The sequence below is a fragment of the Rhodococcus sp. 05-2255-3B1 genome, from assembly GCF_002258545.1.
In the GTDB taxonomy this organism is placed as follows: Bacteria; Actinomycetota; Actinomycetes; order Mycobacteriales; family Mycobacteriaceae; genus Rhodococcoides.
Genome location: NZ_NOZC01000038.1, coordinates 21,775 through 46,973 on the forward strand (window position 1 = coordinate 21,775; position 25,199 = coordinate 46,973).

General features: G+C 64.7%; 21 protein-coding genes and 1 tRNA gene. 10 read left to right on the top strand and 12 right to left on the bottom strand.

Annotated features, from left to right (window positions below; translation table 11 throughout):
• Nucleotides 1-263 precede the first annotated feature (263 nt).
• From gltB to CH249_RS25140, 4 genes are all read left to right on the top strand, one after another.
• Nucleotides 264-4,847, top strand: a complete 4,584-nt coding sequence (gltB, locus tag CH249_RS25125) for a glutamate synthase large subunit (protein WP_094682350.1) — start codon at nucleotides 264-266, stop codon at nucleotides 4,845-4,847.
• On the top strand, nucleotides 4,840-6,345 hold the full coding sequence (locus CH249_RS25130; RefSeq protein WP_094699033.1) for a glutamate synthase subunit beta: 1,506 nt from the start codon (nucleotides 4,840-4,842) through the stop codon (nucleotides 6,343-6,345). Before gltB ends, CH249_RS25130 begins: the two co-directional genes overlap by 8 nt.
• 122 nt (nucleotides 6,346-6,467) lie before the next feature.
• Nucleotides 6,468-7,886 carry a pyruvate kinase gene (gene pyk, locus CH249_RS25135; RefSeq protein WP_082073683.1) on the top strand — a complete coding sequence of 473 codons (1,419 nt, stop codon included), beginning with the start codon at nucleotides 6,468-6,470 and terminating at the stop codon, nucleotides 7,884-7,886.
• Nucleotides 7,887-8,816: an acyl-CoA thioesterase II gene (locus CH249_RS25140; protein WP_094647833.1), complete on the top strand. Its 930-nt coding sequence runs from the start codon at nucleotides 7,887-7,889 to the stop codon at nucleotides 8,814-8,816.
• On the opposite strand, the gene CH249_RS25145 is transcribed toward CH249_RS25140, so the two are convergent.
• Nucleotides 8,782-9,300 carry a DNA-deoxyinosine glycosylase gene (locus CH249_RS25145; protein ID WP_045194985.1) on the bottom strand — a complete coding sequence of 173 codons (519 nt, stop codon included), beginning with the start codon at nucleotides 9,298-9,300 and terminating at the stop codon, nucleotides 8,782-8,784. The two genes, CH249_RS25140 and CH249_RS25145, sit on opposite strands and share 35 nt — an antisense overlap.
• 56 nt (nucleotides 9,301-9,356) lie before the next feature.
• Here CH249_RS25145 and CH249_RS25150 point away from each other — a divergent pair, with 56 nt between their 5' ends.
• Nucleotides 9,357-9,560, top strand: coding sequence for a hypothetical protein (locus CH249_RS25150; protein WP_141214795.1), 204 nt, complete (start codon nucleotides 9,357-9,359; stop codon nucleotides 9,558-9,560).
• Here the strand turns inward: CH249_RS25150 and CH249_RS25155 are convergent.
• A complete protein-coding gene (locus tag CH249_RS25155; protein ID WP_256981223.1) occupies nucleotides 9,536-10,156 on the bottom strand; it encodes a DUF1772 domain-containing protein in 621 nt (206 codons plus the stop codon). The genes CH249_RS25150 and CH249_RS25155 overlap by 25 nt on opposite strands.
• A gap of 19 nt (nucleotides 10,157-10,175) precedes the next feature.
• Here CH249_RS25155 and CH249_RS25160 point away from each other — a divergent pair, with 19 nt between their 5' ends.
• Complete coding sequence (locus tag CH249_RS25160; RefSeq protein WP_094629267.1) at nucleotides 10,176-11,165, top strand: AraC family transcriptional regulator; 990 nt, start codon at nucleotides 10,176-10,178, stop codon at nucleotides 11,163-11,165.
• Here the strand turns inward: CH249_RS25160 and CH249_RS25165 are convergent.
• From CH249_RS25165 to CH249_RS25175, 3 genes are all read right to left on the bottom strand, one after another.
• The gene (locus CH249_RS25165) at nucleotides 11,150-11,881 is read right to left on the bottom strand and encodes an AAA family ATPase (protein WP_094647834.1); all 732 of its coding nucleotides are present in this window, start codon (nucleotides 11,879-11,881) and stop codon (nucleotides 11,150-11,152) included. The genes CH249_RS25160 and CH249_RS25165 overlap by 16 nt on opposite strands.
• A gap of 3 nt (nucleotides 11,882-11,884) precedes the next feature.
• Complete coding sequence (locus CH249_RS25170) at nucleotides 11,885-12,124, bottom strand: hypothetical protein (protein WP_094682334.1); 240 nt, start codon at nucleotides 12,122-12,124, stop codon at nucleotides 11,885-11,887.
• A 1-nt stretch (nucleotide 12,125) separates the two neighbouring features.
• Nucleotides 12,126-12,202, bottom strand: a tRNA-Leu gene (locus CH249_RS25175).
• Between the two features lie 120 nt (nucleotides 12,203-12,322).
• Between CH249_RS25175 and CH249_RS25180 the strand changes: the two genes are divergently transcribed.
• Nucleotides 12,323-12,955, top strand: coding sequence for an ANTAR domain-containing response regulator (locus CH249_RS25180; RefSeq protein WP_094682335.1), 633 nt, complete (start codon nucleotides 12,323-12,325; stop codon nucleotides 12,953-12,955).
• Between the two features lie 173 nt (nucleotides 12,956-13,128).
• A complete protein-coding gene (locus CH249_RS25185; RefSeq protein ID WP_094682336.1) occupies nucleotides 13,129-14,463 on the top strand; it encodes an ABC transporter substrate-binding protein in 1,335 nt (444 codons plus the stop codon).
• A 144-nt stretch (nucleotides 14,464-14,607) separates the two neighbouring features.
• On the opposite strand, the gene CH249_RS25190 is transcribed toward CH249_RS25185, so the two are convergent.
• Genes CH249_RS25190 through CH249_RS25205 form a run of 4 tightly spaced genes read right to left on the bottom strand, consistent with a single transcriptional unit; the run spans nucleotide 14,608 to nucleotide 18,832 of the window.
• Nucleotides 14,608-15,408: an ABC transporter ATP-binding protein gene (locus CH249_RS25190; RefSeq protein ID WP_032394315.1), complete on the bottom strand. Its 801-nt coding sequence runs from the start codon at nucleotides 15,406-15,408 to the stop codon at nucleotides 14,608-14,610.
• Complete coding sequence (locus CH249_RS25195) at nucleotides 15,405-16,502, bottom strand: ABC transporter ATP-binding protein (protein ID WP_094629258.1); 1,098 nt, start codon at nucleotides 16,500-16,502, stop codon at nucleotides 15,405-15,407. The genes CH249_RS25190 and CH249_RS25195 overlap by 4 nt, the downstream gene beginning before the upstream one ends.
• Entirely contained in the window at nucleotides 16,495-17,484 is a 990-nt protein-coding gene (locus CH249_RS25200) for a branched-chain amino acid ABC transporter permease (RefSeq protein WP_045194991.1), read from the bottom strand. The genes CH249_RS25195 and CH249_RS25200 overlap by 8 nt, the downstream gene beginning before the upstream one ends.
• A 7-nt stretch (nucleotides 17,485-17,491) precedes the next feature.
• Nucleotides 17,492-18,832, bottom strand: coding sequence for a branched-chain amino acid ABC transporter permease (locus CH249_RS25205; RefSeq protein ID WP_094682351.1), 1,341 nt, complete (start codon nucleotides 18,830-18,832; stop codon nucleotides 17,492-17,494).
• A 261-nt stretch (nucleotides 18,833-19,093) separates the two neighbouring features.
• On the opposite strand from CH249_RS25205, the gene polA reads away from it, so the two are divergent.
• Entirely contained in the window at nucleotides 19,094-21,835 is a 2,742-nt protein-coding gene (gene polA, locus CH249_RS25210; RefSeq protein WP_032394312.1) for a DNA polymerase I, read from the top strand.
• A 77-nt stretch (nucleotides 21,836-21,912) separates the two neighbouring features.
• On the opposite strand, the gene trxA is transcribed toward polA, so the two are convergent.
• The 3 genes from trxA to CH249_RS25225 form a co-directional block, all read right to left on the bottom strand.
• Nucleotides 21,913-22,284, bottom strand: coding sequence for a thioredoxin (trxA, locus tag CH249_RS25215; protein ID WP_094682337.1), 372 nt, complete (start codon nucleotides 22,282-22,284; stop codon nucleotides 21,913-21,915).
• Between the two features lie 87 nt (nucleotides 22,285-22,371).
• Nucleotides 22,372-23,370, bottom strand: coding sequence for a helix-turn-helix domain-containing protein (locus tag CH249_RS25220; protein ID WP_094682338.1), 999 nt, complete (start codon nucleotides 23,368-23,370; stop codon nucleotides 22,372-22,374).
• Between the two features lie 209 nt (nucleotides 23,371-23,579).
• Nucleotides 23,580-24,086 carry a 2'-5' RNA ligase family protein gene (locus CH249_RS25225; RefSeq protein WP_094682339.1) on the bottom strand — a complete coding sequence of 169 codons (507 nt, stop codon included), beginning with the start codon at nucleotides 24,084-24,086 and terminating at the stop codon, nucleotides 23,580-23,582.
• A gap of 10 nt (nucleotides 24,087-24,096) precedes the next feature.
• Between CH249_RS25225 and CH249_RS25230 the strand changes: the two genes are divergently transcribed.
• Nucleotides 24,097-25,194 (top strand): isocitrate/isopropylmalate dehydrogenase family protein, encoded by a 1,098-nt coding sequence (locus CH249_RS25230; protein ID WP_094682352.1) that lies wholly within the window; start codon nucleotides 24,097-24,099, stop codon nucleotides 25,192-25,194.
• Nucleotides 25,195-25,199 lie beyond the last annotated feature (5 nt).

Genomic DNA, 25,199 nt, shown 5'->3' on the forward strand with positions numbered 1-25,199 from the left:
CACATTCGTCGCAGCCGGCATTCGCGATTGCATCGATGCGAATGACAGCTGCTACGATTTCGCCATCCGGGAGAGATCCCGGTTTCTTTCGCGGGCCAGAGCTGTCCCGGTGAGTTCCCGACAGGCAGTTCAATTCGGCTCTTCCGACCGTTCCGGTCGACTCGAGCCGACCAGCCGGCGGGGTTGCCGAGACTTCCGGTGCAGCGTCGAACACACTGCACCGCCCTTCACGCACCCCACCGGCCTACGTGGAGGTGATCGTGGTGCTGTTTTCTCGGATGCCTGCGGAGCAAGGTCTGTACGACCCGAGCGCGGAGAAGGATTCCTGTGGCGTGGCGATGATCGCCGACATCGCCGGTCGCCGCTCCCACGCGATCGTCGCCGACGGGGTTCTGGCACTGGAGAATCTGGAACATCGCGGAGCTGCCGGTGCCGAGCCCAACAGTGGTGACGGCGCGGGAATTCTGATTCAGCTGCCGGTCGAACTCCTCGCCTCCCTTGCGCCGTTCGATCTGCCCGCGGCCGGTGCCGACGGCGACAACACGTTCGCGGCCGGAGTGTGTTTTCTGCCGCAGGGCATCCGTGAGCGAGCGATGGCCGTCGAGCGCGTCGAATCCGTTGCGGCCGAAGAAGGTCTGGACATCCTGGGCTGGGTTCCGGTCGAGGTCGATCCCGATCGAGCAGACGTCGGCCTCACCGCCCTCGGCTGCATGCCGTACATGAGCTACCTCTTCGTCACCACCCCCGAGGTCGACGGCACGCGTCCGGCCGGTCTCGCTCTCGACCGTCTCGTCTACGGGCTCCGCAAGCGTTCCGAGCGGGTCACCCCCGAGATCGAGGCCGAAGGCTCGGGGCTGTTCTTTCCGTCGCTGTCCTCGCGCACCATCGTCTACAAGGGCATGCTCACCACGATGCAGCTGCCGCTCTACTTTCCGGAACTTCGTAATCCTTTGTGCACGAGCGCCATTGCCATCGTGCACAGTCGCTTCTCGACCAATACGTTCCCGTCGTGGCCGCTGGCACACCCGCATCGTTACGTTGCGCACAACGGCGAGATCAACACCGTCAAGGGCAACCGAAACCGGATGCGGGCTCGCGAAGCGCTGCTGTCGAGTGACCTGATCCCCGGGGACCTCGAGCGTCTGTTCCCGATCTGCAATCCCGATGCCTCGGACTCGGTGTCCCTGGACGAGGTGCTCGAACTACTGCACCTCGGCGGCCGCAGCGTGCCGCACGTGGTGATGATGATGGTGCCCGAGCCGTGGGAGAACCACCGCACGATGGATCCGCGGGTGCGAGCGTTCTACCAGTTCCACTCGTCGATGATGGAGGCCTGGGACGGTCCGGCCTGCGTGACGTTCACCGACGGCAGCTACGTCGGAGCCGTGCTGGACCGCAACGGTCTTCGCCCCGGCCGCTGGTGGCAGACGGCGGACGGCCGAGTCATCCTCGCCAGCGAGGCAGGCGTGCTCGACGTGCCGCAATCCGAGGTCGTCGCCAAAGGTCGCCTCGAGCCCGGAAAGATGTTCCTGATCGACACCGTCGCCGGACGTCTGGTGCCGGACGAGGAGATCAAACTCCAACTGGCAACCGAACATCCGTACCAGGAGTGGCTGCATGCGGGCCTGCTCGAGATCAAGAGCCTGCCCGAGCGTGCTCACATCCAGTACAACCACGACTCGGTGGTGCGCAGGCAGGTCGCCTTCGGCTACACCGAAGAGGATCTACGCGTGGTGCTGACGCCGATGGCCGCGTCCGGGGGCGAGCCGCTCGGTTCGATGGGTACCGACACCCCGGCCGCAGTGATGTCGCAGCGGTCGCGTCAGCTCTACGACTACTTCATCGAACTGTTCGCCCAGGTCACCAACCCGCCGCTGGATTCGATCCGCGAGGAGATCGTGACCTCGCTCGCGCGGGTGATGGGTCCGGAGCAGAACCTGCTCGAGCCCACGGCGGCGTCGTGCAGGCAGATCGTGTTGCCGTGGCCGGTGCTCGACAACGACGAGCTCAACAAGATCATTCACATCAACGACGACGGTGATCATCCGGGACTGTCGGCCACGGTGTTGCGTGGGCTGTACGAGGTCGAGCGCGGCGGCGAGGGTCTCGCCGAGGCCATCGAGGAGTTGCGTGCCCGGGCGTCGGAGGCGATCGCTGCGGGGTACACCACGCTGATCATCTCGGACCGCGACTCCGACCACACGCGTGCGCCGATTCCGTCGCTGCTCGCGACGTCCGCGGTGCATCATCACCTGGTGCGCACCAAGGAGCGCACCAAGGTCGCGCTCGTGGTCGAGTCCGGCGACGCACGCGAGGTGCACCACCTCGCGCTGCTCATCGGCTTCGGTGCCGCAGCGGTCAACCCGTATCTGGCGATGGAGTCGATCGAGGATCTGGTCGGCGAGGGCGAGCTGACCGGAGTCGAACCGACGATCGCGGTACGGAACTATCTGTACGGGCTCGGCAAGGGCGTGCTCAAGGTGATGTCGAAGATGGGCATCTCGACCGTCGGGTCCTACACCGGCGCACAGGTTTTCGAGGCCGTCGGTCTCGATCGCGAGGTGGTACGCGAGTACTTCAAGGGCACGGTCAGCAAGCTCGGCGGCGTCGGTCTCGACGTGCTCGCCGAGGAGGTCAAGCTGCGCCATCGTCGGGCGTACCCCGAGAATCCGACCGACCGCGTCCATCGCCGGTTGGAGATCGGCGGCGAATACCAGTTCCGCCGCGAAGGCGAGCTGCACCTCTTCACCCCCGAGACGGTGTTCCTGCTGCAGCACGCAACGCGTACCGGCCGATGCGACGTGTTCCAGAAGTACACCGACGAGGTGGACCGGCTCGCTCGCGAAGGGGGCGCACTGCGCGGTCTCTTCGAGTTCAAGGACGGTGTGCGGCCGCCGGTTCCGCTCGACGAGGTGGAATCGGTCGAGTCGATCGTCACGCGGTTCAACACCGGAGCGATGAGCTACGGATCCATCTCTGCCGAGGCGCACGAGACGATGGCCGTCGCGATGAACAATCTCGGTGGACGGTCCAACTCCGGTGAGGGCGGCGAGGACGTCGACCGGCTCTACGACCCGACGCGGCGCAGTGCCGTCAAGCAGGTCGCCAGCGGTCGGTTCGGTGTCACCAGCGACTACCTGGTGAACGCCACCGACATTCAGATCAAGATGGCTCAAGGTGCCAAGCCGGGTGAGGGCGGTCAGCTGCCCGGGTACAAGGTGTATCCGTGGGTGGCCAAGACCCGACATTCGACGCCGGGCGTCGGCCTCATCTCGCCGCCCCCGCACCACGACATCTACTCGATCGAGGATCTCGCGCAGCTGATCCACGATCTCAAGAACGCCAACGAGAAGGCGCGCGTACACGTCAAGCTCGTCAGTTCCGTCGGCGTCGGCACGGTGGCGACGGGCGTGAGCAAGGCGCACGCCGATGTCGTCCTCATCTCCGGATACGACGGCGGAACCGGAGCTGCGCCGTTGACCTCGCTCAAGCATGCAGGCGCTCCGTGGGAGATCGGGCTCGCCGACGCCCAGCAGACGCTGGTGCTCAACGGCCTGCGTGATCGCATCACCGTGCAGTGCGACGGCGGTATGCGCACCGGGCGCGACGTCATCGTCGCGGCACTGCTCGGCGCGGAGGAGTTCGGGTTCTCGACGGCCCCGCTGATCGTGGCGGGGTGCATCATGATGCGCGTGTGCCACCTCGACACCTGCCCGGTCGGTGTCGCTACGCAGAACCCGGAGCTGCGCAAGCGGTTCACCGGAAAGCCCGAGTTCCTCGAGGACTTCTTCAAGTTCATCGCCGAGGACGTGCGAAAGTACCTCGCGCAGCTCGGTTTCCGGAGTATCGACGAGGCCGTCGGTCGCGCCGATGTGCTCGAGACGGCACCCGGAGTGGCGCACTGGAAGAGCAAGGGACTCGATCTCGCGCCGATCTTCGCGATGCCCGTCGACCGCCACGGAGCCCCGATGACGCAGCGTCGACGCCTTCGCGCGCAGGACCACGGTCTCGATCTCGCGCTGGATCGGACTCTGATCCAGTTGGCCGAGGGAGCGCTGGAGGACGCCCACCCGGTCACGTTGGAGTTGCCGGTACGCAACGTCAATCGCACGGTGGGAACGCTTCTGGGATCCGAGGTCACCCGTCGCTACGGCGCGGTCGGGTTGCCGGACGACACCATTCGCATCGCTTTCACCGGATCGGCCGGTCAGTCTCTCGGGGCCTTCCTGCCGCCGGGCATCACCATCGACCTGGTCGGTGACGCGAACGACTATGTCGGCAAGGGATTGTCGGGCGGCCGAATAGTCGTGCGACCGGCCGAGGATGCGCCGTTCGTCGCAGAGGACAACGTGATCGCAGGAAACACGATTCTCTACGGTGCCACCTCGGGCGAGGTGTATCTGCGTGGTAAAGCAGGGGAGCGGTTCGCGGTGCGCAACTCGGGAGCGATCGCTGTGAACGAGGGCGTGGGCGACCACGCGTTCGAGTACATGACCGGCGGTCGTGTCGTGGTTCTCGGGCCGACCGGTCGCAATCTGGCTGCGGGTATGTCCGGTGGCATCGCGTTCGTCCTCGGTCTCGATCCCGCGGACGTGAACCCGGCGATGGTCGAATTGCAGGCACCCGACCCGGACGATCTGGTGTGGCTACGCGAGACCGTCGAGAATCATCGGCGCTGGACCGGTTCCACCGTCGCGACCTCGTTGCTGGCCGACTGGCCCCGCCGGTCTGCGCTGTTCACCAAAGTCATGCCCGTCGACTACCAGCGAGTGCTGGAAGCGACAAGAATGGCGCGCGCCGAAGGGCGCGACGTCGATGCTGCGATCATGGAGGCTGCACGTGGCTGATCCACAGGGATTTCTGAAAGTCGTCAAGCGTGAGGCCGCCAAGCGTCCGATCGGCGAGCGCGTCAAGGACTGGAACGAGGTGTACTCGCACCAGCCGACGAGCGAGCGTGCCGCCGAGGTCTCCGATCAGGCGCGTCGCTGCATGGACTGCGGTATCCCGTTCTGCCACTCGGGAACTGCGGGTTGCCCGCTGGGAAATCTGATTCCCGAGTGGAACGACCTGGTGCGCCGTGGCCGCTGGGACGCGGCCAGTGACCGACTGCATGCGACCAACAATTTTCCGGAATTCACCGGGCGGGTGTGCCCGGCCCCGTGTGAATCGGCGTGTGTGCTGTCGATCTCCGAGGCGGCCACCGGCGGAAGCGTGACGATCAAGCGGGTCGAGCAGACCATTGCGGATCTGGCGTGGGAGGAAGGCAGCGTCGTTCCGCAGCCGCCGACGATCACCACCGGCAAGCGAGTCGCCGTCGTCGGATCCGGTCCCGCGGGACTGGCTGCGGCGCAACAGCTCACCCGCGCCGGACACGACGTCACCGTCTACGAGCGCGACGATCGTCTCGGCGGACTGCTCCGCTACGGCATCCCCGAATTCAAACTCGAGAAGTCTGTCCTCGATCAGCGCCTCACGCAGATGCGGGCCGAGGGAACGCATTTCGTCACCGAATGCGAGGTCGGCATCGACTTCACCGTCGAGCAACTACGCGAATCCTTCGACGCGGTGGTCCTCGCCGTCGGGGCTCTGCGGGCCCGAGATAACACCGAGGTGATCGGTCGTGAACTCGACGGCATCCACCTTGCGATGGAACACCTGGTGCCGTCGAACAAGGAGTGCGAGGGCGACGGTCCCACGTCGATCTCGGCCGCCGACAAGCATGTGGTGATCATCGGTGGCGGCGACACCGGAGCCGACTGCTTGGGTACGGCCCACCGACAGGGTGCTGCGTCGGTGACGCAGCTCGACTACAACCCCGCTCTGCCCGGAGCCCGCGACGACAGCCTCTCGCCCTGGCCGTCGTGGCCGCTGGTACTGCGGACCTCACCCGCACACGCCGAGGGTGGGGTCGTCCGTCATCAGGTCGCGGTCCAGCGATTCCTCGGTGACGAGCGCGGGCACGTTCGCGCGATGGTGCTCGCCGAGGTGGAGGTGCAGCGCGACGCGGACGGTCGTCGCATCGTCACGCCCATCGGTGAAGAAGTCGAACTGCCGTGCGATCTGGCGTTGTTCGCCATCGGTTTCGAGGGTGTGGAGCATGGTCCGTTGCTCGACGAGTACGGCCTGACGCTGACCAAGCGCGGTGCGCTCTCGTGTGGTCCGGATTGGCAGACCACCGCACCCGGGGTGTTCGTGTGTGGCGATGCGCACCGTGGTGCGTCGTTGGTCGTGTGGGCGATCGCGGAGGGTCGTTCGGCGGCTCACGGAGTCGACGCCTTCCTCACCGGACACTCGGAATTGCCGTCGCCGGTACACCCGACTGCACTGCCTCTCGCCGTCGTGTGACGCCCGTCTCTGAACCGGTACAGACCGTCTCAGCAGCAAGGTAGCGCGGCTACCGATCGGTAGTATTCGAGTGGACTCGTCTGCGATAGAGAACGCGACGTCCAGCGGCTAGGCTCGCCTTCGTGAGCCGACGTACGAAGATTGTCTGCACCCTTGGACCCGCAACCGCAACCACAGAGCGCATCCGCGAACTCGTCGAGAGTGGAATGGATGTCGCGCGACTGAACTTCAGCCATGGTGATCACCCCGATCATCAGGCCAACTACGAGAGGGTTCGAGCAGCATCGGACGCCACCGGCAAAGCCGTGGGCATTCTGGCCGACCTGCAGGGACCGAAGATTCGTCTCGGCCGTTTCGCCGAGGGCTCGACCACCTGGGCGGCCGGCGAGCTGATTCGCATCACCGTCGAGGAGTGCGAGGGCACTCACGACCGGGTGTCGACCACCTACAAGGAGCTGGCCCAGGACGCCAAAGAAGGCGACCGCCTGCTCGTCGACGACGGCAAGGTCGGCCTCGTGGTCACCGGTGTCGAAGGCAACGACGTGTTGTGCCGCGTCACCGAAGGTGGACCGGTCAGCAACAACAAGGGCGTGTCCCTGCCCGGCATGGATGTGTCCGTTCCCGCCATGAGCGAGAAGGACATCGCCGACCTCGAGTTCGCCCTCGCCCTCGGTGTCGATTTCATCGCCCTGTCGTTCGTGCGTTCTCCCGCCGACGTCGAACTCGTGCACGCTGTGATGGACCGCGTCGGCCGCCGAGTTCCGGTCATCGCCAAGCTCGAGAAGCCCGAAGCCGTCGACAACCTCGAAGCCATCGTGCTCGCGTTCGACGCGATCATGGTCGCCCGCGGTGACCTCGGCGTCGAGCTGCCCCTCGAGCAGGTGCCGCTGGTGCAGAAGCGCGCCATCCAGATCGCTCGCGCCAACGCCAAGCCCGTCATCGTTGCGACCCAGATGCTCGAATCGATGATCGAGAACTCCCGGCCGACGCGCGCCGAGGCGTCAGACGTCGCCAACGCAGTGCTCGACGGCACCGACGCGGTCATGCTCTCCGGTGAGACCTCGGTCGGCAAGTACGTGATGGAGACCGTGCGGACCATGGCCCGCATCGTCGAGACCGTCGAGACCGAGGGCGACAGTGTTCCTCCGTTGACACACGTCCCGCGCACCAAGCGTGGCGTCATCTCGTACGCCGCCCGTGACATCGGCGAGCGGCTCGACGCGAAGGCGCTCGTCGCGTTCACCCAGTCGGGTGACACCGTTCGACGGTTGGCTCGCCTGCACACCAAGCTGCCGTTGCTCGCCTTCACCTCGATCTCCGAGGTCCGTAGCCAGCTGTCGCTGAGCTGGGGCACCGAGACGTTCCTGGTCCCCGATGTGGGCTCGACGGACGCGATGGTGAAAGAGGTCGACAAGGCTCTGCTCGAACTCGGTCGGTACAACAAGGGCGATCAGGTCGTGATCGTGGCCGGTGCCCCTCCCGGCACAGTAGGCTCGACCAACTTGATCCATGTGCACCGAATCGGAGAAGAGGACCGGTAAGTGGTCGAAGCGGGGGGAACCGGCGTCAGCGAAAGCGCGCCGAGCACTACAGCTGTACGCAAGACCGATCTCGAGACGCTCCTCGATCTCCTCGCACTGGAGGAGATCGAGGAGGACGTGTTCGTCGGCGTTCACCCCGAGCAGGTGGGTAGCCGAACGTTCGGGGGGCAACTCGTGGCTCAGGGGTTGATCGCGGCCGGCCGCACCGTCTCGGGCACCTCGCGGGACGTGCACGCGATCAATGCGCACTTCATTCGCGGCGGCGACGTCAAGAAGCCCATCGAGTACCGGGTATCACGGCAGCGTGACGGTCGCGCCTTCGCCAACCGTCAGGTGACCGCCGTCCAGGACGGCAACGAGCTGTTCGTCATGCTCGCCGCCTTCCAGGATTTCGGCAAGGGACTCGAGCACAGCGTGGAGGTGCCCGAGGTTCCGTACCCCGATGCATTGCCTCCGCTCGGCGACCACTTCGTCGGGTACGAGGACCGGCTGCAGATGTTCGTCGACGCCCTCAAGCCGATCGACATGCGTTACGCGAACGATCCGGCGTGGATCATGCACGGCACCGGCGAGAAGCTCAACCACAATCGGGTCTGGATGAAGGCCGACGGCGATCTGCCCGACGACTCGATCTTTCACGCCGCGACCATGGGCTACGCGTCGGACACGACTGTGCTCGACTCGATCATCACCACCCACGGTCTGTCGTGGGGGCTCGATCGCATCGTCGCGGCGACGGTCAACCATTCCATCTGGTTTCACCGCCCGTTCCGGTTCGACGAGTGGGCTCTCTACGCCACCGAATCGCCGGTAGCGGCCGGGTCCCGTGGGCTGGCCACCGGACGCTTCTTCTCGATGGACGGCCAATTGTTGGCCACTGTCGTGCAGGAGGGTCTCATCCGGCACTTCCCGAAGCGGGAGCGGGCCTGAGGGCATTCGACCACTCCAGCGTTTTCGCGGCGAGATCGAGCGTGGCGAGCGCAGGGCTGGTCGACGGCAGTCGGGTGAATCTCACGTGGGGCGTCACCGTCCTCACGTGGCGACGGTAGCTCTCGGCCGCTTTCGCTCCGTTGAAGAACACCCTGTCGATGCCAGGGTTCTCGGCGAACAGATTCCCGAAATCGTTTGCCTCGATCGAGGATTCGACGATCGCCGAGTCCAGGCTTCCCTCTCGCGTGCACAGCTTCAGCACATCCCACACGGCGACGCCATGGCCGCGCAGACGCTCGGTGCGTTCGTCGTAGGGTAGCTCGGAGCCCGCACCGAACAGCGTTCCCATGATCGGCCAGAACGCATTTCGCGGATGCGCGTAATACTGCTGCGCGGCCAGCGACGCGACGCCGGGCATCGACCCCAGGATCAGGATGGTTGCGCCCGGTCCGACGATCGGCTCGAAACTGTGCACGACGTTCATTGCGCGATTACAGCAAATCCCCGCGGGGGCAGCGGACGGGGACCACAATGGAGGTCATGTTGGATCCACGCGTACTCGACAACAACGAACTCGAAGCCGAACTCGCCGCACTGCGTCGGGGGCGTGACGCCGCGATGGACGAAGGCGCGCGGGATGTCTCCACCGCCGACACCGACCACCTCATCGCGCGGTTCGAGGAAGAAATCCGCAGGAGACATCAGGATTCGGTGTCCGATCAGCCCAGTGCCGATCTGCCCTGACCCACGATCAGGACAGCGCAGGCGGCAGTCGCCGCAATCGTCCTCACGTTGTTCCATCGCGTCCACGTGTCGGTGAAGTTCTGCCACACCTGAGCGCCGGCAGCACTGCCGGGATCCACGCCGGCCAACGTGTCGTTGAGGGGGACGTTCAGAACGGCCGTGATCGCGACGCAGCCGAGAATGTAGAGAACGGCACCGCTCACGACGAGCAGGGGTGACCCCCGACCGGCCGACACGGCGAGAATCGCTGCGAGAGTGCATGATACGGCTGTTCCGAAGAAGAGGCCGAGAAACACCGGACCGAGAATCGCCGCATTGAATCTCTGCATCGCGGCGATCGCGTCGGGTACCGGCAGTGTCGCCAGGCCGGGCAGCACGCTGACGGAGAACGCGAGCAGCACTCCTGCCATCGATCCGCATCCGACGGCGGATACGGTGGTGGCGACCGAGGACGCCCGCTCGATCACGACGGGTCTGTTCGGTGGATGTTCACGGTCGGTGGTCCTTTCGTCGAGAATTGCTCTGTCGTCCACTGTTGCTCGGAACGGCAGGATGAACAATGCTCGAAACGCCGGATTCGATGTCCGATCGTCCATGTCGTGGGACAATCGATCGATGCGTGGACTCGACCCCTGGAAATCGCCCGATCCGCTCGGTGAGGCCCTGCACTTTCTACGGATGACCGGATCGTTCTACGTACGATCGGAGATGAGCGGTTCGTGGGGTCTCGACCTGCCCGCCATGGAGGATGCGCTGTGGTTTCACACGGTGGTGGACGGTCGGTGCCTGCTGGCGGTTCCCGATGAGCCGACGCGGGAGTTGGTGCCAGGCGATTTCGCGTTGGTCCCTCATGGGCGCGGTCATGTTCTCGCCGCCGACGCGGATGCGGCGACACGAGCGGTGAGTGTGTACGACCTCCCGCACGAGTACGTCAGCGACCGCTATGCGGTGATCACTCACGGTGAAGGAGCAGGACCGCCTGCCACTCTGGTGTGCGGGGCGGTGCGGCTGGATCACCCTGCGGCGCAACAGCTCGTCCGTCTGCTTCCTGCCGTGGTGTTCGTCGATGCGGAGCCAGGACCGCAGCAAACGAGGATGCAGAACGTCCTGGCGATGGTGGCGGACGAAGCCCGAGTTCTCGAGCCCGGGGGAGAAGCGGTCATCACCCGGCTGTCCGACATTCTGGTGATCCTGGCGCTGCGGTCGTGGATCGGCGGCACTGCGCGAGCGCAGTCGGGGTGGCTCGGAGCGTTGCAGGACGATCGAATCGGCGCTGCTCTGGCCCTGATTCATCGACATCCTCACCAGCGGTGGACCGTTGCGGCTCTGGCGTCGAGCGCGAACATGTCGCGTTCGGCGTTCTCGGCGCGTTTCACCGAGCTGGTCGGTCGATCCGTGATGAGCTACCTGGCCACGTGGCGAATGCAGGTCGCATATCAGACCCTGCGTTCCGAGGACGTCGCGCTGGCCGAATTGGCCCGGCGCAGTGGGTATCTCTCGGAGGCGGCGTTCGGGAAAGCGTTCAAGCGGGCGATGGGGGTCTCGCCTGGAAGTGTGCGTCGCCGTCCCGAGGTGTCGATGGCCGCGGTTCAGTCGAGCAGATGACGGAGATAGCTGTTCGGGTCTTCGAGGTAGCGACGCCAATGCTGGACCAATTCGAGTTCGTCCCAGGTGCTTCGGCGCAGACCATGTTCGCCGACTTCGACGATGTCGGCACCGGGGGTCGACGCCAGAATCGGTGAATGGGTGGCGCAGACGATCTGCGCGCCCTCGTCGCCCAGCTCGGACATCAGTGCAACGAGCTGCAGGCTCGCGGTGAACGACAAGGCAGATTCCGGCTCGTCCAGGACGTAGAAGCCGGGTTCGGCCAACATTGCACCGAACATGGTCAGGAACCCTTCGCCGTGGCTCATCTCGGCGGTGTTCTCGTCCCAGAATCCCGGCATCCCGCTGAGGTTTTCGGCCATTTCGAACGCGGTCTCGGCGCGCAGAAAGAAGCCACGCTTCTGCTGTCGCGGACCACGAAGCATGCGAGAACCCCGCGGTGTGGTCTCGAGCTCGAGTACCTCACCGAGAGCGCTCGTCACCTCGTCGAGTCGACGCGACTGCTGCGCCGCCCGACCGCCGCGGGCATCGATTCCGAAACCCTCGGCGATCGCCTCGACCAGGGTGGATTTACCGGAACCGTTGTCGCCGACCAGAATTGTGACCGGAGCCAGGAATTCGAGTCCGTCACGGGCGAGGTCGGCGACTGCGGGCACGGTGAAGGGCCAATCCGCTCCGACGTTGTCGGTGTGGACGTACGCGCGCTCTACGAACATGGTTCAGGCAGTGACCAGGCGGTCGACGTAACCGGTCTCGTGGGCGGAGTCCGCGCTGCAGGTGTAGAAGACCCACTGCGCCGACAGGTCCGCCGAATCCCCGAACCGATGGTCGACCTTCGCTGCGCACAAACTGCCCGCACTGGTGTCGTGGCAACGAAGACTGCCGGGTATGTACATCACCCCACTGTAGGCGCGATCGACGAAGACGATCACCGACGTCGCGAACGGGGATGTATCCACGTGGTGCCCTCGGTGAGACTCGAACTCACACTGGACGGGTTTTGAATCCGTTTCCTCTGCCAATTGGGATACGAGGGCTGGCGTCTTTCAAGCAACGATTGACGAGTTTAGAAGATGCGCTTTCGGGGTCGCGCACCGGTACCCTTCAGATGCTCGACGGCCCCGATGGGCGATGACTGTCAAAGGAGACCGATACAGATGAACGCTCCTGGTGCGCACGGTACTGGCAAGCCCCCGCTTCGCGTGGTGGTGGCAGAGGACGAATCCCTGATCCGGCTCGACCTCGTGGAGATGCTCCGCGAAGAGGGCTACGACGTCGTCGGTGAAGCGGCCGACGGTCAGCAGGCGGTGGAGTTGGCCGTCGAACTGCGTCCCGATCTGGTCATCATGGACGTGAAGATGCCGCGTCGGGACGGAATCGATGCGGCGTCGGAGATCGCCGAGAAGCGCATCGCGCCCGTCGTCATTCTCACCGCGTTCAGTCAGCGCGAGCTCGTGGAGAAGGCACGCGATGCCGGAGCGATGGCGTATCTGTTCAAGCCGTTCACCAAAGCCGACCTGATGCCTGCGGTGGAGTTGGCCGCCAGTCGTTTCGGTGAGATCTCCGCGCTCGAATCCGAGATCGTGGATCTTCAGGACCGGCTCGAGACGCGCAAGCTCATCGAGAAGGCCAAGGGCATCCTGATGGAATCGCAATCTCTCACAGAACCGCAGGCGTTCAAGTGGATTCAGCGCGCCGCCATGGATCGCAGGACGACGATGAAGGCCGTCGCGGAGGTCGTGATCGACACGCTCGGTACCCCTGCGAACAAGCCTGTGGCAGAGAGCTGATCGGCCCTCGAAAGCTACGGCCACGTAAAACTTCGACTCCCTAGGTCACAGTCAGGTCACGAGCGTCGTTCTAGGCCTTGCGAATCAGCTCCGAGCATTAGCGTCTGACCCACACGTGAGCGACATGTAACTCAGGTGCGCTTCATCGACGAGCAATTTCAAGGAGAACCTAGATGGCAATTCGGACCTATGTCCGCACGGCTGCGGTGCTGAGCGTTACCTCGCTCGCACTGTTCGGCTGTTCGTCGAGCGAGGACTCGGGCTCGACCGACTCCACCAGTGCCAGCGGCGGCACTGCAGCCGCGGAAACGACCGTCTCCACCGACTGCACGCCCGAGCAGGCCACTGCCGGGGCAACCCCGGATACGGCACCGCTGGTGGTGGGCACCCTTCTCCCCGAGACCGGAACCCTGGCCTTCCTCGGCCCGCCCGAAGTTGCCGGCGTCCAGTTGGCCGTCAACGACGTCAACGCCGCCGGTGGCGTCCTCGAGCAGCCCGTCACGCTCATCCCCGGTGATTCGGGCGACACGACGACCGATACCGCCAACACCACGGTCGACCGTCTGCTCGCCGGCGGTGCCGACGTCATCGTCGGTGCGGCGTCGTCCTCGGTCTCGCTCAAGGTCATCGACAAGATCGCCAGCGCAGGCGTCGTGCAGTTCTCGCCGGCCAACACGTCCGACCAGTTCGTCTGCTACCCGGACAAGGGTCAGTACTTCCGTACCGCACCCACCGACGTGCTGCAGGCACAGGCCTTGTCCCAGCTGATCGCCCAGGACGGTGCGCAGCGCGTCGCCATCCTCGCGCTCAACGACCCGTACGGTACGGGCCTGGCCGCGAACACCGCGGACAACCTCGAAGAGGCCGGCATCGCGGCGGACCAGATCCAGACCACGATCTACGACCCGAACGCACAGTCGTTCAACGCAGAGGTCGACGGCGTGAAGAACTTCAACCCGGACGCCGTGGCCATCATCGGCTTCGAGGAGTCCGCGAAGATCATCACCCGTATGCACGAGATCGGCATCGGACCGTCCGACGGCACGCTGGTCTACGGAGTCGACGGCAACATGGGTAACGCCCTCGGAGAGTCGGTGGCAGCAGGTCTGCTGGACACGATGCGTGGCACCACCCCGTTGACCGACGTCGGCACCGGATTCCAGGATCGTCTCAAGAGCGTGGATCCGGCCCTGGTGGACTTCAACTACGCAGGCGAGTCCTACGACGCGGTGGTCATCTCGGCACTCGCGGCCGAGCAGGCCAAGTCGACGGCAGGCACCGACATCGCTGCCAACATCAACAGCGTCACCAAGGACGGCACCAAGTGCACCAGCTACGCCGAGTGCCTTCCGCTCGTCAAGGCCGGAACCGACATCGACTACGACGGAATCACCGGCGCGCTGAATTTCAGTGACGCAGGAGAGCCCGCCACCGGTTCCTACGGCAACCTGGTCTTCGGACCGGACAACACCCTGACGACGGACGGTTACATCGTCGTCGGTGAGTGATCTGTAACTGTCACACAGCCTCTGGGCCCGAGTCCTCGATCAGGACTCGGGCCCAGTGGCTTGCGTATGTGCCGCACGTTCGACGGCAGCGAGAAGGCCCCGGTTCGATGCCGATCGAACCGGGGCCTTCGTCGTTGCGAGGAGCTACTTCTTCTCCTTGCTTCCTGCCAGCGTGCCGAGGTACAGCTCGATCACCTTCGGGTCGTTCATCAACGCCGGACCGGTGTCGGTGTAGGCATTACGGCCCTGATCGAGAACGTAGCCGCGGTCGCAGATCTGGAGGCAACGACGGGCGTTCTGCTCGACCATGATGATCGACACGCCCGCTGCATTGATCTTCTTGCAGCGGATGAACACCTCGTCCTGGAACATCGGTGACAGTCCGGCCGACGGTTCGTCGAGCAGCAGTACCGACGGCTCCATCATCAGTGCGCGTCCCATGGCGACCATCTGTCGCTCGCCGCCGGACAGTGCGCCCGCCTTGACCTTCTTGCGCTCACCGAGCAGCGGGAACAGTTCGCTGACGAACTCGAATCGCTCGCCGAACTTCTTGGGACGCAAATAGATTCCCATTTCGAGGTTCTCTTCGATGGTCAGCGACGGAAAGACGTTCTGTGTCTGCGGAACGTAGCCGACTCCCTTGGTGACCAGGACGTGCGCTTCGGCGGAGGTGATGTTGTCACCTCGCAGTTTGACGCTGCCCTCACGGACGGCAACCAGCCCGAACAGGGTCTTGAGGAGGGTCGACTTCCCGGCTCCGTTGGGTCCGATGATGCCGACGATCTCCCCGTCGTTGAGGAAGAAGTTGCATTCACTGAGGATGTTGACGCCCGGGATGTACCCGGCCACCAAGCCATCGGCGCGCAGCAATGCACCTTCGGCGAGGCGGGCGTGCTCCTCGGGTGTCGCGGCGAACTCTGCCGGCGTCAATGTCTGTTCGCTCATCGTTCGTCCTCCTCGGCCCGGTGCGAGCCGCCTTCGGTCACGTCGGTTACCACCGGGCGTACGAACTCCGGCTCCGAGAGGTCGCCTCCCGCTTCGAGTTCCTCGGCCTCGGCCTTCTTCAGTGCCTCTGCGAGCTCCGCAGTGGCACCGACCGGATTGCCGTCGGCATCGAATTCCAGAGCCTGATCGTGATGGCTACCGAGATACGCATCGACGACGGCTCCGTTGTTGGAGAGCTCCTCCGGGGTGGACTCGGCAATGATGCTGCCCTGTGCCATCACCACCACCCAGTCACTGATGTCGCGGATGACGTCCATGTCGTGCTCGACGAACACCACCGTCATACCGTCGTCGCGAAGCGACTTGATGTGCCCCAGAAGCGATTGCGTCAGAGCAGGATTGACCCCGGCCATCGGCTCGTCGAGCATGACCACCGACGGATCGGTCATCAGCGCGCGCGCCATCTCGAGCAGCTTGCGTTGGCCGCCGGACAACGAGCCGGCCAGGTCGTCTGCCTTGGCGTCGAGCTTGAAGCGCCCCAACAGCTCGTAGGCGCGTTCGGTGATCTGACGTTCCTGGGCCTTCCACGTCCACGGCATGAACGTGTTGATCATGCGCTCGCCGCGCTGACCGGTTGCGCCCAGCCGAACATTGTCCAGCACAGTCAGTTTCGACAGCGCCTTGGTCAACTGGAACGTACGGACGACACCTTTGCGTGCCACCTGGTGCGGATGCATCCGACCCAGTTCCTGGCCGTCCATCGACCAGGTGCCGGTGTCGGGTCGATCGAATCCCGTGAGCAGATTGAACAGGGTGGTCTTGCCTGCGCCGTTGGGCCCGATGAGTCCGGTGATGCACCCACGCTGGATCTCCAGGTGCGCGACGTCGACGGCTTTCAGACCGCCGAAGGTGCGAGAGACGCCGTCGACCACCAGGGTGGCGTCGGGCTTGGGGGATCCGGGCTCGTTGGCGACACCGGCGAACAACGCCGACCGCTGATCACTCGACAATGCTTTGGCAGCACGTGATTCGAGGGTGCTTGCTTTCTTGCTCGGTGCCGCTGTTGCGGCGGCATCCTTGCTCGGGTCAGGCATTGAGTTGAACCTCTCGCTTGTTGCCGAGAATGCCCTGAGGTCTGAACACCATCAAGACGGCGATCAGAATTCCCAGGAGCACGAACCGCGTGGCACCGACCTGCGCGCCGGTGAGGTTGAGCACCGGGTCGTCGCCGGAGATCAGCTGTCGCAGAATGGCATCGGGAATGGACAGCAGGAACCAGAAGAGCATCGCGCCCAGGACGGGGCCGAACACCGTTGCGGCACCACCGAGAATCAGGGCACCGAAGGCGAAGAACGTCTGCGCCGTCGAGTAGAAGTCCGGGTTGATGGACTGGGTTTGCAGTGCGTTGAACACGCCGCCCATGCCGCCGATGACACCACCGAGAACCAGCGCCTGCATCTTGTAGACGAACACGTTCTTACCCAGCGAGCGGGCCGCGTCCTCGTCTTCACGAACGGCCTTGAGCACACGTCCCCAGGGGCTGTGCGTCAGGAGGTAGACCACCCCGCACAGCAGCAGGACCAGCGTCCAGCCGACGAGCATGGCCCACAGGTCGTTACCCAGGAATCGCACGCCGAGGAAGCTGTACGTCTTGCCACCCTCGAACGGACTCATGCTGGTGAACGGGCCGGCGAAGCCGGTGATGCCGTTGGTCGACTTGGTCACCGAATCCGTTGCGGTGGAACGAAACACGAGTCGCAGAATTTCCGACGCGGCGATGGTGACGATCGCGAGGTAGTCGGCTCGCAGTCGCAGAGTCGGGATGCCGAGCACCAGGGCGAGCAGTCCTGCCGCGGCGAGACCGACCAGAATGCCGAGCCAGAGCGGCTGTTCGTAGGTGATCGTCGTGATGCCGACGCCGTAGCCGCCGAGCAGTGCGAAGCCGATCTGGCCGAAGTTGAGCAGTCCGGCGTAGCCGAAGTGCAGGTTCAGGCCGATGGCGAGCAGAGCGTAGAAGATGGCGGACGGGCCGACCAGCTGAGCGAGTGAGATCTGAAGTGCGCCGATGATATCCATGTGAAGGTCACCCGATCCTTTGTCGCGAGCCGAGGATGCCCTGTGGACGGACGACGAGGATGAGAATCAAGACGAGCAACCCTCCGATGTATTTGAGATCGGGATTGATGACCAGCGTCGACCACTGCACGAGCAGACCGACGATGACGCAACCGAGGAATGCGCCGTAGGCCGTTCCCAGGCCACCCAGTGTGATGCCGGCGAACATGAGCAACAGAAGTTTGAAGCCCATCTCCCACTGGACGCGACCGCCGAGTTCGGAGAGCCCGAACAACACGCCGCCGAGGGCAGCCAGGCCGCCGCCGAGGCACCAGACGAACGTGACCACGCGCTCGACGTTGATGCCGGAGGACGCGGCCAGATCCCGGTTGTCGGCCACCGCACGCATGGCCTTGCCGATCTTGGTGCGCTGCAGCATCAGCGCGACGCCGACCAGGACGACGATGCTGATGACGATGCAGGCGAGGTTGACGTTGGTGATCGACAACGGACCCCAGTCGTTCTCGGTCTGCGCCTGGTAATCGTCGAAGGGCTCGGAGCGATCCGAGAAGAAGATCAGGATGAGATAACGCAGTGCGATCGCCAGGCCGATGGTGACCACCAGCTGAGCGATGAGGCCGGTTCGCCGTTTGCGCAACGGCCGCCAGATCAGGGCATCGTTGAGCCAGCCGATCGCGACTCCGACGACTATCGCGAGCAGCGTGGCCGGGATCAGTTGTATGCCGACACTGACGTTGAAGAACCACGCCGCGACGGCACCGAGTGTGACGAGTTCTCCGTGTGCGAAGTTCGTCAGACCAGTGGTGCCGAAGATCAGACTCAGCCCGACCGCGGCGAGCGCGATGACGAGGCCGAAACGGAAGCCGTCGACGGTGGTGCGAACGAACTTCTCGTAGAACGGAATGGTGGTGGCGGTTCTGGCCTCACCGAACGAGAAGATGACGGTGTTGGAACGCCCGGCCTGCACATCGCGCTGGACCTCGCCCTGGACGCTGACGCCGTCGGGGAGCGTTTCCTGAACCACCTGGAACGTGTAGGTGCCGGGAGACAGTTCGAGGGTCCACCGGCCCCCGGTTTCACTGGTGGTACGGGCGACTTCGGAGCCGGACGCGTCGAGCGCCGCGACGTCGACGCCGACGAGTCGTTCGCCACCGTTGTTCAGGGATCCGGCGACGCTGACCGCGTCCGCCGGTGGTGCCTGTTCGGCACTGGTCCCCGGCGCTGCCGGGGGAGTGGGGGTAGGTTCCTGGGCCAATGCCGGCGCACTGAACAGCAGCGCGGCAATGGAACTCAGAACGGCGAGTAGGAGTGTTCGCTGAAGGAGCCGAACGGCAGATCTTGCGCGCAACCTCGGCGGTTGCACCTTTCTGGTCCATCGAACATTTGGAGCCACGCACGTCCTCCGGACGGTTGTCGTTGTGCCACGGGTATGTGGGTTTCCTGCAATTGTCGGACTCTATCCGCTGAAACGACGCAAAATCGGCGACTGAGATTTCCGGAAAGTATCGGTTGTGTTTCGCGGTGCGCGGCGTGCGCATCGAGTGCGATCGCGTCGTGGCGCGTGCATCCGGCTACGAGTTGTCGGACTGTCTCCCTAGACTGGTCAACCGTGAGCCCAGTAACGGAGAAAAGTGCAGCGCCCGCAGCCGAGACCGATGCGAAAGCGGGCGGAGAGCGGCCCACGTTGCTGCTCATCGACGGCCACTCGATGGCGTTCCGTGCCTTCTTCGCGTTGCCCGCGGACAACTTCAAGACCACGAGCGGTCAGTCCACCAATGCGGTGTACGGGTTCACCTCGATGTTGATCAACCTGCTGCGGGACGAGAAACCGACGCACATCGCGGCGGCGTTCGACGTCTCGCGGCAGACCTTTCGCGCCGAGCGGTACCCCGAGTACAAGGCCAACCGCAGCAAGACGCCCGACGAGTTCGCCGGTCAGGTCGACATCACCAAGGACGTACTCGGGGCCATGGGTATCCCGGTGATGGCCGAGGCGGGCTTCGAGGCCGACGACATCATCGCCACTCTGGTGACCCAGGCAGAGGCACTGGGGTACCGCGTTCTGGTGGTCACCGGCGATCGCGATGCGCTGCAGTTGGTGACGGACAACGTCACGGTGTTGTATCCGCGCAAGGGCGTGTCGGATCTGACTCGGTTCACCCCCGCCGAGGTCGCCACCAAGTACGGTTTGACGCCATCGCAGTACCCGGACTTCGCGGCCCTGCGCGGAGACCCGAGCGACAACCTCCCCGGCATTCCCGGGGTCGGCGAGAAGACGGCGACCAAGTGGATCATCGAATACGGTTCCCTCACCGCTCTTGTCGACAACGTGGACAAGGTCAAGGGCAAAGTGGGAGATGCACTGCGGGCCAACCTGTCGAGTGTGGTGCTCAACCGCGAGCTCACCGAGATGGTCCGCGATGTGCCGTTGCCCTACACCCCCGATCAGCTCGAACTGGCTCCGTGGGATCGCGAGAAGATCCACGCCTTGTTCGACGACCTGGAGTTCCGCATTCTGCGGGACCGATTGTTCGAGACGCTCGCGTCGGTCGAACCCGAAGCAGAAGAAGGTTTCGACGTCCGCGGCGGCATTGTCGCGCCCGGCGATCTGGCCGCATGGCTGGGAGAACACGCGGCCGACGGCCGACGGAGCGGGCTGTCCATCCTCGGCCCGCGTCGGCCTTTCGACAGCGACGCGACGTCGGTGGCGATCGCTGCGGCCGACGGGGAAGGCGCGTTCGTCACGACGACCGCTCTGGACGAATCCGACGAGCAGGCACTTGCCGCCTGGCTCGCCGATCCGGCGCAGCCGAAGGCTCTGCACGAGGCCAAGTGGGCTCTGCATGCAGTTCGTGGCCGCGGCTGGACCCTCGGTGGGTTGACCACCGACACAGCCCTTGCGGCGTACCTGGTGCGGCCCGGGCAGCGGTCGTTCAACCTCGACGACCTGTCGTTGCGCTACCTCAAACGCGAACTCCGGGTGGAGGATGCGGGTGAAGGCCAGATGTCGTTGCTCGATGCCGAGGACACCGCCGATGCGGCGTTCGCGGAGGGCGAGATTCTCAAGGCGCGGGCCGTCATCGACCTGGCCGATGCGTTGGACGCCGAGCTCGCCGCCATCGAGTCGACCACCCTGCTCTCCGAGATGGAGCTGCCGCTGCTGACGGTGTTGGCCGATGTCGAGGCAACGGGTATCGCCGTGAACGGTGATCACCTCCGCGCATTGCAGTCCGGATTCGCTGCGCAGGTGGACGAGGCTGCGAACTCCGCCTACGGCGTGATCGACAAGCAGATCAACCTCGGGTCACCGAAGCAGTTGCAGGTGGTGCTGTTCGAGGAACTCGACATGCCCAAGACCAAGAAGACCAAGACCGGCTACACCACCGACGCCGATGCGCTGCAAGGGTTGTTCGAGAAGACCGAGCATCCGTTCCTGAAGTTCCTGCTCGATCATCGGGACGCGACGCGGATGAAGGTGACGGTCGACGGCCTGCTGAAATCCGTCGCCGACGACGGACGCATTCACACCACGTTCAATCAGACGGTCGCGGCAACCGGGCGACTGTCGTCCACCGAGCCGAACCTGCAGAACATTCCGGTGCGCAACGAGGCGGGACGCCACATCCGTGACGGCTTCGTCGTCGGGGCCGGATACGACACGCTTCTCACCGCCGACTACAGCCAGATCGAAATGCGCATCATGGCGCACGTCTCCGGCGACGAAGGGCTGATCGAGGCATTCAACACCGGCGAGGACCTGCACAGTTTCGTCGGTGCCAGGGCCTTCGGAGTGCCGATCGAGGAGGTCACGCCCGAACTGCGTCGCCGCGTCAAGGCCATGTCGTACGGACTGGCCTACGGATTGAGCGCCTTCGGTCTCGCCGCGCAGCTCAAGATCTCCACCGACGAGGCGAAGCAGCAGATGGAGGCGTACTTCGCGCGGTTCGGGGGCGTCCGTGACTACCTGCGCAACGCCGTCGAGGAAGCGCGCAAAGTGGGATACACCTCCACGCTGTACGGCAGGCGCCGCTACTTGCCCGACCTCAACAGTGACAATCGTCAGCGCCGCGAGGTCGCCGAGCGGGCCGCTCTCAATGCGCCCATCCAGGGCACCGCCGCAGACATCATCAAGGTCGCGATGATCGACGTGCACCGATCGCTGGCGGAGTCGACGCTGAAGTCGCGGATGCTCTTGCAGGTGCACGACGAATTGGTACTCGAAGTCGTCGACTCCGAGCGCGAGGAAGTCGAGGCACTGGTACGCGACAAGATGTCCTCGGCCATCGAACTGTCGGTGCCCCTGGAAGTCTCGGTCGGCACCGGTCGCAGCTGGGACGCCGCTGCACACTGATTCGACCCATGGCCAGGCGAAGGGCCGCTCACCGAATTCGGTGAGCGGCCCTTCGCTCGATGTACGGCTGCGGCGAACTACTCCGCCGCGGGAGCCTGCTCGGCGATCTGCTGGCGTACGACGTCCATGTCGAGTGCCTTGATCTGAACGACAAGGTCTTCCAGCGCCGGTGCAGGCAGTGCGCCGGGCTGTGCGTAGACGAGAATTCCTTCGCGGAACGCCATGATCGTCGGGATCGACTGGATCTGCGCTGCCGCAGCAAGACCCTGCTCGGCCTCGGTGTCGACCTTGGCGTGCACGACGTCGGGGTGCGCGTCGGACGACTTCTCGAAGGTGGGTGCGAACTGGCGGCACGGTCCGCACCAGGACGCCCAGAAATCGACCAACACCACGTCGTTGCTCGTCACGATCTCGTCGAAATTCTGCTGGGTCAAAGTCTGAGTGGCCACGCGGTCCCTTTCGTTTGATTGCGCTTCTGCTGTGTCTCAACGCAGGTACTCGCCGGAATCATCCCGGCCGTGGCGGAGCGCGGGGGGTCAGGCTGGTTGGGGTGCTGCGCGGAACGTGCGGCGGTAGGAGTTCGGTGTGGTGCATCGCAACCGCACGAAGTGTTGCCGCAGAGCCGCGGCATTTCCGAAGCCGACCACCTCGGCGATCGAATCCATCGGAAGATCGGAGTTCTCCAACAGTTGCTGCGCTGCCAGTACTCGCTGGTCGTTGAGCCAGCGTGCCGGCGTCGTTCCGGTTTCGGCCGCGAACTTGCGGGCGAAGGTTCGCGCAGACATGTTCACCCGCGCCGCCAGTCGACCGATGGTGAGCTCGGAGTCGAGATTCTCGGTCATCCAATCCAGCAGCGGAGCCAGTGTCTCGGTGCGTGTGGCGGGCAGCGGACTGGTGACGAATTGGGCCTGCCCGCCGTCGCGATGCGGAGGAACGACCATCCGGCGGGCGATCCCGTTGGCCACGACGCTGCCCTGGTACTTGCGCACGATGTGCAGGCACAGGTCGATGCCGGCTGCCGTGCCTGCGCTGGTGAGCACGTTGCCGGCATCCACGTAGAGGACGTTCGGATCCACCTGTGCCAGGGGATATTTCGCGGCCAACGAGTCGGAGTGCCGCCAATGCGTCGTGCAGGGTCTGCCGTCGAGAAGACCCGCTTTGCCGAGTACGAAGGCACCGTTGCACAGGCTCGCGACCATCGCGCCTCGTTCCACCGCCGCGCGCAGTTTGGCCAGCAGGGGTTCGATCGATGCGTCGTATTCGGTGCCGCACACGAAGCTGCCGTCGACCGCCGCCTCGGTGCCTCCCGCCGGAATGATGATCAGATCGGCGCTGTCGAGGCTGTCGAGATCGTGTGGCACGTCGATGGTGTAGCCGACGCGGGTGCGGATCGGTTGTGGGACACCTGCGATCAGGGAGAAGTCGTAGGTGGGCAGTCCCTCGTCCGAGCGATCGAATCCGAACACCTCGCAGGCGACGCCCAACTCGAACTGTTCTGTCAACGGCATCAGCGCGACGACCACTCGTTTCAGCATGCACAGAAGTATGGCAGAAAGTCGTCGATATATGGCGTTACTGCCACTCGTGCACCGTCTCCGCAGGTTGGAAGCTAGCGACATGACAATTGTATTGGTAGTTGTGCTGCTGTTCCTGGCCCTCGACGCCCTCGTGGTCGGAGGTGTCGCTCCCGATACCCACGCGGAGGTGACTCAGTTCGGCGATTACCGGTTCTAGGGTGCCCAGGTCAGCCGATCCGCCATTCGCGCTTGCCCTCGCCGTCCCATCGGCGCAGCGCAACCGCAGCTCCGACCAGATCGTCGACGTCTACCGAGAGCAGGCGCACCGCCGCTCCTGCCTCCTCGGGCGTCAACCGTCGGGCCACCGTGACGTGCGGTGTCCATCGGCCGGGTTCGAGGTGATCGAGCGAACGTTCGCCCACGGCCTCGTACAGCCGGGCGTGCAGATCGAGCAACTCGCTCGACGGAACCACCAGTCTCGCCAGGCTGATCGATCGACCACCGAACACAACGAGCCCGCCGAGACGCACGTCGAACGGATCGAAGCGGACCGCATCGCCGTCGTCCACTGCGTCCGGCATCGACGCTGCCACGGCAACGGTGATGTGCGGACGATTCGATTCACCGCGGTGCCGGTTCTGGCTCGGCAGTCCGGCGTCGGACAGTGCTGCCCACTCGCGGCGAACCGCAGCATCGAGGCCGGGGTCGAGGAGAAGTTCTGCGGACTGCACCATGGAGGCCATGATGTCGCAGACGAACGGTCGCAATGCAACGGCACTACGGATCGGGGCCATGACCGGCGACGGGATAGGCCACGAGATCGTGCCTGCAACCATCCGGGTGGTCGATGCGGCCCTCGCAGCGGCCGGTGGACCGGCTGCCGACTGGGTGCACCTGCCGCTGGGGCTCGGTGCCATGGACGAGCACGGAACGCCGATGCCCGAGTCCACACTGGCGGAGTTGGGCGAGCTCGAATGCTGGATTCTCGGTCCGCACGACAGCGCCTCCTACCCGCAGCCGTTCCGGTCTCAGCTGACCCCGGGCGGACGGATTCGTAAGAACTTCGGTCTGTTCGCCAACATTCGGCCGGCGAAGGCACTGCCCGGCGTACGTGCAGTGTCCCCGCGAATGGATCTGGTGGTCGTGCGGGAGAACACCGAGGGGTTCTACGCCGATCGCAACATGTTCGTCGGCAGCGGGGAGTTCATGCCCACTCCCGATGTGGCTCTCGCGGTCGGAGTGTTCACCCGCGCGGCCTGCGAACGCATTGCACGCGAAGCGTTCTCGTTGGCCGAGCGACGCAATCGACAACTGACGATCGTGCACAAGACCAACGTGCTGTCGATGACGACGGGGTTGTTCCGCGATGCGTGCCGTGCAGTGGGAGAACAGTTTCCGCACGTCGAGGTCACCGAGGAGCACGTCGACGCCCTTGCCGCGCACCTGGTTCGACGCGGCGAGGACTACGACGTCATCGTGGCCGAGAACATGTTCGGCGACATTCTCTCGGATCTGACGGGTGAGCTGTCCGGGTCGCTGGGCACCGCGCCGTCGATCAACTCCTCGGAAACCCAGGCGATGGCGCAGGCCTCGCACGGATCGGCCCCGGACATCGCGGGCAAGAACCGAGCCAATCCGACCGCGCTCTTCCTGTCGGCCGCGATGCTGCTCGAATGGCTTGCCCCGCGGCATCGGGACGAACGGTTGGCCGCAGCCGCCGGCAGGATCCGACACGCCGTCGACGCCACGGTCGAATCCGGGGTCGCGACAGCCGACCTCGGTGGACAGGCGTCGACCGGTGCCTTCACCGAGGCCGTCGAAGCCACAGCGCACCGGCGTTGAGCACT

Coding starts and splice junctions, on each gene's coding strand:
- CH249_RS25145 (WP_045194985.1), bottom strand. CDS start 9,300: ATGAACGTCGTGCACAGTTTCGAGCCGATCGTCGGACCGGGCGCAACC.
- CH249_RS25150 (WP_141214795.1), top strand. CDS start 9,357: ATGTTGGATCCACGCGTACTCGACAACAACGAACTCGAAGCCGAACTC.
- CH249_RS25155 (WP_256981223.1), bottom strand. CDS start 10,156: ATGGACGATCGGACATCGAATCCGGCGTTTCGAGCATTGTTCATCCTG.
- CH249_RS25160 (WP_094629267.1), top strand. CDS start 10,176: ATGCGTGGACTCGACCCCTGGAAATCGCCCGATCCGCTCGGTGAGGCC.
- CH249_RS25165 (WP_094647834.1), bottom strand. CDS start 11,881: ATGTTCGTAGAGCGCGCGTACGTCCACACCGACAACGTCGGAGCGGAT.
- CH249_RS25180 (WP_094682335.1), top strand. CDS start 12,323: ATGAACGCTCCTGGTGCGCACGGTACTGGCAAGCCCCCGCTTCGCGTG.
- CH249_RS25185 (WP_094682336.1), top strand. CDS start 13,129: ATGGCAATTCGGACCTATGTCCGCACGGCTGCGGTGCTGAGCGTTACC.
- CH249_RS25190 (WP_032394315.1), bottom strand. CDS start 15,408: ATGAGCGAACAGACATTGACGCCGGCAGAGTTCGCCGCGACACCCGAG.
- CH249_RS25195 (WP_094629258.1), bottom strand. CDS start 16,502: ATGCCTGACCCGAGCAAGGATGCCGCCGCAACAGCGGCACCGAGCAAG.
- CH249_RS25200 (WP_045194991.1), bottom strand. CDS start 17,484: ATGGATATCATCGGCGCACTTCAGATCTCACTCGCTCAGCTGGTCGGC.
- CH249_RS25220 (WP_094682338.1), bottom strand. CDS start 23,370: ATGCTGAAACGAGTGGTCGTCGCGCTGATGCCGTTGACAGAACAGTTC.
- CH249_RS25225 (WP_094682339.1), bottom strand. CDS start 24,086: ATGGTGCAGTCCGCAGAACTTCTCCTCGACCCCGGCCTCGATGCTGCG.
- CH249_RS25230 (WP_094682352.1), top strand. CDS start 24,097: ATGTCGCAGACGAACGGTCGCAATGCAACGGCACTACGGATCGGGGCC.